Source organism: Streptomyces sp. NPDC058964, assembly GCF_042741275.1.
Classification (GTDB): domain Bacteria; phylum Actinomycetota; class Actinomycetes; order Streptomycetales; family Streptomycetaceae; genus Streptomyces.
Genome location: NZ_JBHYKH010000025.1, coordinates 27,398 through 39,498, shown reverse-complemented (window position 1 = coordinate 39,498; position 12,101 = coordinate 27,398). Strand labels below are relative to the sequence as shown.

Below are 12,101 nucleotides of genomic sequence, written 5' to 3'. Positions count from 1 at the left end.
CGCGGGCCCGGGGGGGGGGTTCGTTAATCCCGGGGGTGGTGTGTGATACTTTTTTTTTTTTTTTTTTTTGGGTGGGGTGCCGCACCTGGGCCCCCACCACTTGAATCGGGCCCTTCGGCGTTCGAAGATTTTCTCCCCGCCCTCCGCAACCGCGCGCAGGGCGGGGAGCGTCTTTGCGGTCGCCCTTCCGGGGCCTGGGGACGCGCTGAACCGGGCGTGGGGACGCCATGATACGGGCGTGGGGACGCCCGTCCATATGGGACATAGGGGAAGAGCGGGACGCATGACGGCACTTGAGGCTCCGTCGGGTGTACTCCCGGCCGCGGAAACGTTGTCGGCCGCGTCATCCGACGCGTCTGGCGCAAAAGTGATGCCCGGCACGTACAACCCTTACGGGGGGAAGCGTGTCCAACTGACGTGGCTGACGTACTCGAAATCACGGCGACCCGCGGCTCGGCGGCCCTGCGCCCGCCCCGCGCGGCGCTGCGTCCCCGCATGGCCGGTGCGCCCGGCGGCATGCCGGTGATCGCGCCCATGCCCGCAGCGCGGCCCGCCCGCATACCGAGTCAGCGTGACGGCGCCGAGGAGTCCGTGGCGGCCGGCACGACCGTCGACCACCTCACCGAGACCTACCGGGCGCACTATCGCTCGCTGCTCGGACTCGCCGCACTCCTCCTCGACGACACCGCCTCCTGCGAGGACGTCGTCCAGGAGGCGTTCATCCGCGTCCATTCGGCCCGCAAGCGCGTCCGGGACCCGGAGAAGACCCTCGCCTACCTGCGCCAGACGGTCGTGAACCTCTCCCGCTCGGCCCTGCGCCGCCGCATTCTCGGCCTGAAGCTCCTGTCCAAGCCGATGCCGGACATGGCCAGCGCCGAGGAGGGCGCGTACGACCAGCTGGAGCGCCGGGACCTGATCAAGGCGATGAAGGGCCTGCAGCGCCGTCAGCGCGAGGTCCTGGTCCTGCGCTACTTCGCGGACATGACCGAGGCACAGGTCGCCGAGACGCTCGGGATATCGCTGGGCTCGGTGAAGGCGTACGGCTCGCGAGGCATCGCGGCACTGCGGGTGGCCATGGAGGCGCCGGCATGAGCGACAGCCCCGAGGGAGGCGATTCCCATGAGCGCCACGAACCCTATGCCTGGCATGAGCCCACGGAACAGCACGAGCAAGAGCACACGCAATCGCACGCTGGGAACGGAACTGTGAACCACGGCCCCGAAGAAAAGGGCCCCGAGGGGCTCGGCTCGGACGAGCTGGCGCTGCGCCGGATGCTGCACTCCGCCGTCGAGGACGTCGAGCCACGTGACGGCACGCTGGAGCACCTGCGGCGCGCGGTACCCGCGCGACGGGCGCGCAAGCGGCAGGCCGCCGTCGGCATGGCCGCCGCCGCGCTGTTCATCGGCACGGCCATCCCCGCGCTCGTGCACGTCTCCAACGCCGGCGGCTTCGACCCCAACACCTCCAACGCCGGACAGGCCTCGCAGGCCCAGGGCGGCGTGAGCCAGGGCAAGAACCCGGACGGGGGCGCCAGCACCGCGGGCGGCTCCAGCGGCAAGGCCTCGGACAAGGGCCAGGACGGCAAGAAGGACGGCGACAAGGGCAGGAGCGGAGGCAACGGCACCGGCTCGCCCAACGGCGCCGACCCCTCGGCGTCCACGGCCACGAGCATCCCGGTGTGCACCGCGGCCCAGCTGGGCTCGACCTCGGGGACCGTGAACGCGCCCGACTCCGCGGGCGTGGTCTACGGCACCTTCCGCGTCACCAATGTCTCCGCCACCAGCTGCACCGTCGGCGGAGCGGGCAGCGTGGCCGCCCTCGCGCAGGGCGCCGCGGACGCCACCAAGGTCGGTGCGGTACGGCACACGGCCGGGGACGCTGCCACCGGGCTGCCCGACCCCTCCCTGGAGGTCACCTCCCTGGTGCTGCGGCCCGGCGCGGCCTACGAGGAGAAGTTCGCCTTCGTGCCCTCGGAGACCTGCCCCACGACCGGCGGCAACGGCGGCTCGGACACCGGCGGCCCGTCGCCCGACCCGTCGCCCAGCCAGGACACCGGCTCGACCGGCGGCACCGACACCGGTGGCACCACCTCGTCGGGGGTCGGCACCCAGCTGCTCACCGAGGACGGCACGGCCGACGGCAGCGTCCAGGTGACGCACACGCCGGAGGCGGGGTCGCCCTCGGTCCCGGCGACGGTGCCCAACGCGTGCGCGGGCACGGTCTACTGGACCGGGGTGCTGGCAGCGACGTAGACGCCCGGGACGTCCGGCGACGGCGTCCCGCGCCTCAGACGCCGGAAGGGGCGGAGACGCTCTCCTCGTCCGGCACCAGGCCCAGCGCCGCGTCCCGGACGAACTCCACCTCGCGGCGCAGCAGCCGGAACCACATGAAGACCACGAAGCCCGCGAAGACGAACCACTCACCGGTGTAGCCGAGGTTCTGGAACGCCTTCAGGTCCAGCCCGGTGCCGTCCGGTGCGCTCGCGGGCACGGCCCTCATCCCCGAGTCGCCCTTGTCGAGCGTGACCCACGCGTCGTACACCCGGTACGGCACGAGGTTCACCAGCGAGGCCGCGCTGATGGCCGCCGTCTGCCCGGACGGCAGCCCGCCCCGCGCGCTGACGCCGTTGTCCCCGGGCGTCTCGGACGCCTGCAGGGCACCGGTGACCGTGACCTCGCCGGAGGGCGGGGCCGGTGCCTTCACCGGGTCCGCCTCGCCCGGCAGCCAGCCCCGCACCACGGGCAGCGCCTTGCCGGTGTCGGTGCGCAGCAGCGTCAGCACGTAGAAGCCGTGCTTGTCGTCCAGTTCGCGACCGGGTACGAGGAACTGGGCGCCGTACCGGCCGGTCGCGGTGACCCGCCGGCCCGACGTGCTCTTGTCGACGGGCAGCAGCTCGGCCAGCGGCCTGGCCGCCTGCGACCTGTCCGACGAGGCCTGCTCGGTCGCGCTCCGGTGGTCCTGCACCCGCGCCTCGAACCGGCTCAGCTGCCACGACCCCATGAAGACGCAGAAGGGGATGGCCAGCAGCACGAAGACGTTGATGCCCCACCAGCGGGGTGTCAGCAGAAACCGGTACACGCCCTCAACGGTACGGGTGCCCGGAACCGGATCGTTTGTCGGGTCCGGTTCCGCGGTTCGCGTTTACGGGGTCAGGCCCGGGAGGCCTTCAGCGAGTACAGCAGCGGGATGCGCGGCCGGTCCGCCGGGAAGCGGTGGTAGCCGTCCCGTACCTCGAAGTTCTCGAAACGCCGGAAGAGCGAGACGTCGTGCTCGTGCAGGAACTCGATGCGCAGCCCGGTCGCCGCGAGCGCGGAGACGACGTCGCCCAGCGTGTGCTGCCACTCGACACTGCGGTTGTGGACGGTGTCGGTGACGACGGAGGCGTAGGTGCCGGGGATGTCGAAGACCCGGGCGTCCCGTGCGAAGTAGTCGTGCACGATCCGGGAACCGGTCTCGTCGTCGAGGGACTCGGTGATCGGATGGAACTCGGCGAGGTAGAGGAAACCACCGGGCGCCACGAGCGAGGCCGCCGTCTCGGCCCAGCGCCGGATGTCCGGCAGCCAGCACAGGGCGCCCAGGCCCGTGTAGACGATGTCGTACGAGGCCTCGGGCACCGCCCGCGCCGCGTCGTACACGTCGCTCGCCACGAACGCCGCGCGCTCGGGACCGAGCCCCAGGTCGCCCGCCAGCCCGCGGGCCGTCTCCACGGCCGGGGCAGAGAAGTCGAGCCCGACGACGCGGGAGGCGCCGCGGTGCGCCCAGGACAGGGTGTCGACCCCGATGTGGCACTGCAGGTGCAGCAGCGACTTCCCGGTCACGTCTCCCACCTCGGCGATCTCGAAGTCGCGCAGGACGTCGCGGCGGGCGCGGAAGCCGGCGAGGTCGTAGAACTCACCGGCGACATGGAGGGGCACACGCTCGTCCCACATGGCGCGGTTGGCCTCGCGCCAGTCCTCGGGTCCGGCGGTGTGTACGGGCGCAGTGGTCATGATCGAGAAGTTATCCACAGGCTGGGGGTACTCGCCAGCGAATTGTGGGTGCGGCCAGGCACTATGGGGCCATGACTGGGGCGATGAGTGAGAGCAGCATGCCGAACTGGGAGAAGCGCTTCCGGGCGCCGAGGGTTTCGCTGCCCGACTGGGCGCTGGACGCGCCGGACCGCGCGCTGTTCGTGTCGAACGCGACGGGTACCTACGAGCTGTACGCCTGGGACCGCGCCACGGGTGAGCAGCGGCAGGTGACGGACCGGCCGAACGGCACGACGGACGGCGCGCTCTCTCCGGACGGCGCGTGGATCTGGTGGTTCGACGACAAGGACGGCGACGAGTTCGGCGTGTGGCGCCGCCAGCCCTTCGAGGGTGGCGAGGACGAACTCGCCGCACCGGGCCTGGAGCCCTCCTACCCCGCGGGGCTCGCCCTCGCGCGGGACGGCCGCACGGCGGTCGTCGGCCGCTCGACGGACGAGGAGGGGACGACGCTGCACGTCTCGCGTGAGGGCGAGGCGCCCGTCGAGTTCTACCGCCACCACGAGTCGGCCTACGTCGGCGACCTCTCCCACGACGGCACGCTGATCGCGATCGAGCACACGGAGCACGGCGACGCGATGCACTCCGCGCTGCGTGTCCTGCGCCAGGACGGCACGCCGGTGGCCGAGCTCGACGACACCAAGGGCGGCGCCGAGGAGCTGGGCCTCGAGGTGCTGGGCTTCGCCCCGGTCGACGGCGACACCCGGCTGCTCATCGGCCACCAGAGGCGCGGCCGCTGGGAGCCGCTGGTGTGGGACGTGGCGACGGGCGAGGAGACCGACCTGGTCCTGGACCTGCCGGGCGACGTGAGCGCGGAGTGGTATCCGGACGGCTCCGCCCTGCTGGTCGCCCACGGATTCGAGGCCCGCAGCGAACTGTTCCGCTACGACCTGGGGACGGGCGAGCTGACGCCCATCCCGACCCCGCCCGGTTCGGTCTCCGGCGCCACGGCCCGCCCCGACGGCAGCGTGGAGTTCCTGTGGTCCTCGGCCGCCGAGCCGCCCACGGTCCGCTCGACGACGGGGAAGGTGGTCCTGGACCCGCCCGGCATGAGGTGCCCGGGTTCGGTGCCGGTGGAGGACGTGTGGGTGGAGGGCCCCGGCGGCCTTGTCCACGCCCTGATCCAGAAGCCGGCGGGGGCGACGGGCCCGCTGCCGACGGTCTTCGACCTCCACGGCGGCCCGACCTGGCACGACAGTGACTCCTTCGCCGCGGGCCCGGCGGCGTGGGTGGACCACGGCTACGCGGTGGTGCGCATCAACTACCGGGGCTCGACGGGCTACGGCAGAGCCTGGACGGACGCGCTGAAGCACAGGGTCGGCCTGATCGAGCTGGAGGACGTGGCGGCGGTCCGCGAATGGGCGGTGTCCTCGGGTCTGGCCGACCCCGAGCGCCTGGTCCTCACGGGCGGCTCCTGGGGCGGCTACCTCACGCTCCTCGGCCTCGGCACCCAGCCGGACGCCTGGACGCTGGGCATCGCGGTCGTCCCGGTCGGGGACTACGTCACGGCCTACCACGACGAGATGGAATCCCTGAAGGCCATGGACCGCACCCTGCTCGGCGGCACCCCCGAGGAGGTTCCGGAGCGCTACGAGGCCTCGTCCCCCCTCACCTACGTCGATCAGGTCAAGGTGCCCGTCTACATCTCCGCGGGCGTCAACGACCCGCGCTGTCCCATCCGCCAGGTCGAGAACTACGTCGGGCGTCTCGCGGCCCGGGGCGCGACCCACGAGGTGTACCGCTATGACGCGGGGCACGGTTCCCTGGTCGTGGACGAGCGGATCAAACAGGTGGGCCTGGAAATGGACTTCGCGAACCGCCACTTGCCGAACGGGGGCGCCTCCGGCGGCTGAGCGGGGGTGCGCCGGGCCGCTTCTCGGCCTACGAGGACGGTTGGGCGGGTGGGAAAGCGGGGTCCAGGGGCGGAGCGCCCGGCGGGGTCCGGGGCGCAGCCCCGGGACGGCCGAGCAACTCCGCCAGCCCCCTCCGGGTCGCGGCCAGCACCACTCGCTCCCCCGCACGCAGCATGTGGTCCCCGGGTACCGAGGCCCGCCCCTCCAACGCCAGCACCCGCCACGCCCCGGCCCGGAACGCCCCGTCCACGGTCCGCCCCTCCAGCTGCGGATGCCCGCCCACATCCACCGCCGCGAACAGCAGCACCCGCCGCTCGACGGGAATCGCGCCCAGGATCTGCCTACCGAGCATCGCCCCGGCAAAGGCGGGCGCGGCCAGATGCGTCACGCTCCGGCTCCGGGTCAGCGCCCGCGGGTGCGCGGCCCGGAGCGTGCGGTACACGGCGGTCGCGAAGTCGTCGTCGTACAGGCGCAGCACCACCCGCAGATCCGGCCGCACGGACCGCGCGTACAGCACCGCCTCCAGATTCGTGGTGTCCGCGCTGGTCACCGCCAGCAGCGCATGCGCCCGATGGATCTTGGCGGCCTCCAGGACGCCCTCCTGGGTCACGTCCCCGAGCACCACCGGCACCCGCAGCCGCCGCGCCGTGGCGAGTCCCCGGGCCTCGGGATCGGACTCGACGCAGACCACCGGGATGTGCAGCTCGCGCAGCCGTGTCAGCACCCGCGTGCCGATCTTGCCCAGTCCCAGCAGCACCACGTGCCCGCCCAGCCCGCGCGGGGGCTTCCGCAGGGCGGACGCGGTCCGGAAGGTCCCGAGCGCCTCGAGCACCGCGGCCAGCAGCACCGGCAGCAGCAGCAACCCGACCAGACCGGACAGGAGTTGCAGGATCTGCCGACCGAGGGACTTACCGATGGCAGGGTCGTCGATGGCGAACAGGTCCAGCAGGGTCAGATAGAAGGCCCGCAGCGGATGGATCCCGGTCACCAGTGCCAGGGCGACGGCCAGCGCGACCACGCACCCGACGAGCCCGGCCAGCGACCACCGCAGCCGCCGGGAGAACAGGGAGGCGAACGGTGGTACGACCCCGGCGCGACCGTTGGGAAGCGGCCCGGCGGCGTACGACACCTGCTCCAGGACGACGGTCCCGCGCCCGTCGGCCGCCCGTACCTCCGTCTCGTGGGGCAGCAGCCGCGGCCCCCGGTCCCCGCTGCCCTCGGCGCCGTCCGCGCCGGCCGGATCGGTGCTCGTCGCCGACAGCAGTGCCAGTGTGCACAGCCCGGGCGCGACGACCTGCCCGGGACGGGCGGGCGGTCGTTCCACCGCGCGCAGCAGCAGCTCGTCCGTCTGGACGACCTTGCTGGTACCGGCGACCGCGGTCGCGGCCAGCGCTGGCGCGGCGGTGTCGGCGTCGGACAGCACCGTCGTCGACGCGTCGCTCCCGGAGGCCCGGTCCTCCCCGTCTCCGGTCCCCTCGCCGACGGCCAACGCGGCAGCCTGGTCCAGGAGTTCCTCGATGTGCTGGCCCAACCGCCGGTTGTAGAGCCGCAGGACGAGCCGCAGCCGTGGGTTGAGTCGGCGGGCGGTCAGCGCGGCACGGATGTTGGTCTCGTCGTCGTCGTACACGAGCGCCAGTGCGGTGGCCCGCTCCACGCCCGCGTCGGCGAGTACCGCCTCGGTCGGCTCGGCGGCCTCCAACAGCCGCTCGCCCCGCGAGGGTTCACCGCCACCGGGCCCGGTCCCGCCGCCGTGACCGTTGCCGTTGGCCGCGGTACGTCCCACGGCCGCGTTCACCACCCGGTCCAGCAGCGCCGCCGAGGCCGCCCGCGCCCGCCCGACGGCCGGCGGCCGTGCCGCGCGCTCGTTCGGCGGTACGACGAGCGTCACCTGCTCGCCGTACACTCCGCGCAACTCGGTGGCCAGCCGGTGCGCGAGGCCGTCGTCGCCGCACACCACCATGTGTGCCGGCGGACCACCGTGCCCACCCTGATACGGAACGCTCCCCACAAGGGCAAAGAGTGCCCCAACGGGACGGATGGTTCCAGCAACGGGCTGAACGCCCCTGCCCGGACCGTCGTACCGAAGGGGAGGGAGAACAGCGAAGCAGCACCCGTACGCCGGAGGTACCCGACCCGTGGCCATCACCGAAGAAGCTCCGCCAGGGGCGGCCCCCCGCGACGGGGCGCCGGTCACCGGCAGCCGACCGGAGGGGAAGTCCGACGCAAAGCCCGGGAGCAAGCCCGGGGTCGAGTCCGGGGGCGAGCCCGGGGGCGGGTCCGACAAGGAGGGCTGGCACCTCAACTCCCCGCTCGCCCTGACCATGCTGATGCTCGTGGTGGTGGTGCTCCAGGGCCCGATCCGCGGGGCCCTGTCCACGCCGGTGATGCAGAGCTGGATGACCGTGTTCGTCGCGGTGGTGGTCCAGGCCCTGCCCTTCCTGGCCCTCGGCGTGCTGCTGTCCGCGGTGATCGCCGTCTTCGTACCGCCGTCGTTCTTCGCCCGCGCCCTGCCCGCCCGGCCCGCGCTGGCCGTACCGGTCGCCGGAGTGGCGGGCGCGGTGCTGCCGGGCTGCGAGTGCGCGTCCGTCCCCGTGGCCGGGGCGCTGGTCCGCCGGGGTGTGACCCCCGCGGCGGCGATCGCGTTCCTCCTCTCCGCCCCCGCGATCAACCCGATCGTGCTGACGGCGACGGCCGTCGCCTTCCCCCGTGACCCCGAGATGGTCCTGGGCCGCTTCGCCGCCAGCCTGCTGGTGGCGTGCGTGATGGGCTGGCTGTGGCAGCGCCTCGGCCGCACCGACTGGCTGCGCCCGCCGTCGCACGCCTCGCACGAGGGGCAGAGCAAGGGGGAGGCGTTCTGGGGGTCGGTCCGGCACGACATGATGCATGCCGGTGGCTTCCTGGTCCTCGGGGCGATGGCCGCGGCGACGCTGAAGGCGGTGGCCCCGGCGAGCTGGCTGCGTACGGCGGCCGACAACCCGGTGTTCTCCGTGCTCGCCCTGGCCGTCCTGGCCGTGGTTCTGTCGATCTGCTCGGAGGCGGACGCGTTCGTGGCGGCGTCGCTGACCCAGTTCTCGTTGACGGCCAAGCTGGCGTTCCTGGTGGTCGGCCCGATGATCGACCTGAAGCTGTTCGCGATGCAGGCCGGCACCTTCGGCCGCGGCTTCGCCCTGCGCTTCGCCCCCGCGACCTTCGCCCTGGCCATCGCCGGCGCGGTCCTGACCGGGTCGGTGCTGCTGTGAACCGGCAGGCACAGGCGGCGGTCCTGTTCCTGACGGGTGCGGCCCTGCTCCACGCGGGCTTCACCGACCTCTATCTGCGCTACGTCAAGGCGGGTCTGCGCCCGCTGCTGCTGGCGGCGGGCGTGGTGCTGATCGTGGCGGCACTCGCGACGGCCTGGTACGAGTGGAGGAACGCGCGCCGGAAGAAGCGGGAGGGCCGCCCCGGTGACGCCGGCCACGGCCATGACCCGGGCGGCCACGTCCACCGCGAGCCCCGCATCTCCTGGCTCCTCGTCCTTCCCCTCTTCGCCCTCATCCTGGTGGCCCCGCCCGCCCTCGGCTCGTACAGCGCGATGCGGACCGGTACGGCGCTGCAACAGCCGTACGGCTACCTGAAGTTGCCGACGGGCGAGCCCGTGCCGCTCAACCTGGTCGACTACGCGGGTCGCGCGGTCTACGACCACGGCCGTTCTCTGGACGGCCGCAGCGTGCGGATCACGGGTTTCGTGGCCGTGGACCGCTCCGGCACCCCCTACCTCGTCCGCATGGCCCTCAACTGCTGTGCCGCGGACGCCCAGCCGGTGAAGATAGGCCTCACCGGGAAGATCCCCCCGGTCCTGCAGCCCGACGCCTGGCTGGAGGTGACGGGCCGGTACACCGCCAAGCAGATCCGGGACCCCGTCAACGACGGTCCGATCCCCTTCCTCCGGGTCACCGGGTCCAGGCCGGTGCCGACTCCGCACGATCCGTACGACGAGACCTGGAACAACTGACCGGGACCCCGGGGACGGCTAGTTGACGGCCAGTGACACGGCGAGGGCGCCGAGCACCGTGCCCATCAGGTAGCGCTGCACCCTGAGCCAGGAGGGACGGCGGGCGAGGAAGGCGGCGATCGTGCCGGCCGCCAGGACGATCGACAGGTTGACCGTGATGCTGACCATGATCTGGGCCGAGCCGAGGACGAGGCCCTGGAGCAGCACGTGGCCCTCGTCCAGGTCGACGAACTGGGGGATGAGAGACAGGTACATGATGGCGGCCTTGGGGTTGAGCAGGTTCGTCATCAGGCCCATCACGAACAGCCGGCGCGGTGGGTCGTGGGGCACGTCCACCGGGGCGAACACGGAGACGCCGCCCGGCTTCAGGGCGCTCCAGGCCAGGTACCCGAGGTAGGCGGCGCCGGCCAGCTTCACCGTGGCATACAGCTCGGGCACGGCGACGAAGACGACAGCCAGGCCCAGGTTCGCGGCGAGCAGGTACACCAGGAAGCCGAGGGCCACACCGCCCAGGGAGATGATCCCGGCTCGTCTGCCCTGGGTGATGCTGCGGGAGACGAGATAGATCATGTTCGGGCCGGGGGTGAGCACCATGCCGAGGCCCACCGCCGTCACGCCGAGGATTCCGCTCGGGTCCACCGCGTCCACCGCGTCCACCATGGAACACCCTCCCGTCTCGGAGCAATGCCGGATTGGCAGGAGCGTATTTCAGTGCAATGACTCAGTGCAATAAGAATATTGCTCTCGGTGCAATTCTGTGGTGGGATGAGACCGCCGTCGGGCGAGGGGAGAGCAGCGTGCGGGACTACCAGAGCGTCGCCGACACCGTGGCCGAGGAGATCAGGTCCGGCGGCCTCCGCCCCGGCGACCGGCTTCCCCCGCAGCGCGAGTTCGCGCGCCGGCACGGCATCGCCAACTCCACCGCCACGCGCGTGTACCGGGAACTGGCCCGCAGGGGTCTGACCGTGGGCGAGGTGGGACGCGGCACCTTCGTCAGGGCGGCCTCTCCCGCGCCCGGGTCCTCCGCCCCCGCCCTCACCGAACCCGCAGCCACCGGCCACGTCGACCTGGAGCTCAACTACCCGGTCGTACCGGAGCAGAGCGCGCTGCTCGCCGATGGACTCGGCGCACTGCTGCGGCCCGACGCCCTCGGCGAGGCCCTGCGCCCGGTCGGCGCCACCGGCCTCCCGGCCGTGCGGGAGTCCGCCGCGGACCTCCTCGCCGCCGGCGGCTGGCGCCCCGACCCGGCACGGATCCTGTTCGCGGGCAACGGGCGCCAGGCCATCGCGGCCGCACTCACCGCCCTGGTGCCGCAGGGTGGGCGGCTCGGAGTCGAGGAACTGACGTATCCCGTCGTCAAGGCGGTCGCCACCCGGCTCGGCATCACCCTCGTCCCGCTGGCCATGGACGGCGCCGGACTCGTTCCGGAAGCCCTCGAAGAGGCCCACGCCGCCGCCCCGCTGCACGCCGTCTACGTACAGCCGAGACTGCACAACCCGCTCTCGCTCAGCATGCCCGCGGAACGCGTCCAGCACCTGGCCGACGTCCTGTTGAGGCTAGGCCTCCCCGCGGTCGAGGACGCCATCTGGGCCTTTCTCCGCGACGAACTGCCGCCACTCGCCGCCCGGGCCCCCGAACGGACCGTCCTGATCGACAGCCTGAGCAAGCGCGTCGCGCCCGGTCTCACCGCCGGCTTCGTGGTGGCGCCCGGTGGCCTGGCCGCCGGCATCTCCGCCGGCCTGCGCTCGGCGGGGTCGGCCCCCATGAGATTCGCGCTGGAGGCCGCCCACCGCTGGCAGCAGGACGGCACCGTGCGGAAGCTGGTCGAGGCCAAACAGCGGGAGGCGGCGGTACGGCAGGAGATCGCGGCCCGGCATCTCGCCGGGTTCGCGGTGCGCAGCGATCCCCGCTCCTACCACTGCTGGTGGCAACTGCCCCGGCCGTGGCGCGCGGACACCTTCGTCGCGGCCGCCGCACGCCACGGCATCGGAGTGGTCCCCGCCGCCGCGTTCACCGCCGGCGACAACCACGCCCCCAACGCCATCCGCCTGGGCCTTGCCTCACCCGGGCGGGACGCCCTCTCCCGGGCCCTCACCACCCTGGCCGAACTGGCCCGGTCGGCGCCGGAGGACCTGGTCACCGACTGACGCCTCCGGTCGGCTCAGGAGGTGCCGCGCCCCTGACCCGCGGCCTCGGCCTCGGCGATCGGGGGCGGGGCGGGGCGGCCGCCCC

The 12,101-nt window shown here is 72.8% G+C and carries 10 protein-coding genes; 6 read left to right on the top strand and 4 right to left on the bottom strand.

The genetic code is table 11. The features are described from left to right. Positions 1-516: 516 nt before the first annotated feature. Positions 517-1,092: a SigE family RNA polymerase sigma factor gene (locus ACFW2E_RS05530; protein ID WP_384461811.1), complete on the top strand. Its 576-nt coding sequence runs from the start codon at positions 517-519 to the stop codon at positions 1,090-1,092. Between the two features lie 113 nt (positions 1,093-1,205). Then, positions 1,206-2,252, top strand: coding sequence for a hypothetical protein (locus ACFW2E_RS05525; RefSeq protein ID WP_384461802.1), 1,047 nt, complete (start codon positions 1,206-1,208; stop codon positions 2,250-2,252). A gap of 34 nt (positions 2,253-2,286) precedes the next feature. Here the strand turns inward: ACFW2E_RS05525 and ACFW2E_RS05520 are convergent, their stop codons facing one another. Then, positions 2,287-3,078: an SURF1 family protein gene (locus ACFW2E_RS05520; RefSeq protein ID WP_384461799.1), complete on the bottom strand. Its 792-nt coding sequence runs from the start codon at positions 3,076-3,078 to the stop codon at positions 2,287-2,289. A 71-nt stretch (positions 3,079-3,149) separates the two neighbouring features. Continuing rightward, positions 3,150-3,989 carry a class I SAM-dependent methyltransferase gene (locus tag ACFW2E_RS05515; protein WP_384461796.1) on the bottom strand — a complete coding sequence of 280 codons (840 nt, stop codon included), beginning with the start codon at positions 3,987-3,989 and terminating at the stop codon, positions 3,150-3,152. Between the two features lie 83 nt (positions 3,990-4,072). Here ACFW2E_RS05515 and ACFW2E_RS05510 point away from each other — a divergent pair, with 83 nt between their 5' ends. Beyond that, complete coding sequence (locus tag ACFW2E_RS05510; RefSeq protein WP_384461793.1) at positions 4,073-5,878, top strand: prolyl oligopeptidase family serine peptidase; 1,806 nt, start codon at positions 4,073-4,075, stop codon at positions 5,876-5,878. 28 nt (positions 5,879-5,906) lie between these two features. Here the strand turns inward: ACFW2E_RS05510 and ACFW2E_RS05505 are convergent, their stop codons facing one another. Beyond that, positions 5,907-7,838, bottom strand: a complete 1,932-nt coding sequence (locus tag ACFW2E_RS05505) for an NAD-binding protein (RefSeq protein ID WP_384461790.1) — start codon at positions 7,836-7,838, stop codon at positions 5,907-5,909. Between the two features lie 175 nt (positions 7,839-8,013). On the opposite strand from ACFW2E_RS05505, the gene ACFW2E_RS05500 reads away from it, so the two are divergent. Both ACFW2E_RS05500 and ACFW2E_RS05495 read left to right on the top strand, forming a co-directional pair. Next, positions 8,014-9,117 (top strand): permease, encoded by a 1,104-nt coding sequence (locus ACFW2E_RS05500; protein WP_384461787.1) that lies wholly within the window; start codon positions 8,014-8,016, stop codon positions 9,115-9,117. Further along, positions 9,114-9,869, top strand: coding sequence for a TIGR03943 family putative permease subunit (locus tag ACFW2E_RS05495; protein ID WP_384461783.1), 756 nt, complete (start codon positions 9,114-9,116; stop codon positions 9,867-9,869). Before ACFW2E_RS05500 ends, ACFW2E_RS05495 begins: the two co-directional genes overlap by 4 nt. Positions 9,870-9,887: 18 nt before the next feature. Here ACFW2E_RS05495 and ACFW2E_RS05490 read toward each other — a convergent pair whose 3' ends face one another. After that, a complete protein-coding gene (locus ACFW2E_RS05490) occupies positions 9,888-10,529 on the bottom strand; it encodes a LysE family translocator (RefSeq protein ID WP_384461780.1) in 642 nt (213 codons plus the stop codon). Positions 10,530-10,666: 137 nt separating this feature from the next. Between ACFW2E_RS05490 and ACFW2E_RS05485 the strand changes: the two genes are divergently transcribed. After that, positions 10,667-12,016, top strand: coding sequence for a PLP-dependent aminotransferase family protein (locus ACFW2E_RS05485; protein ID WP_384461777.1), 1,350 nt, complete (start codon positions 10,667-10,669; stop codon positions 12,014-12,016). The last annotated feature ends 85 nt before the right edge of the window (positions 12,017-12,101 follow it).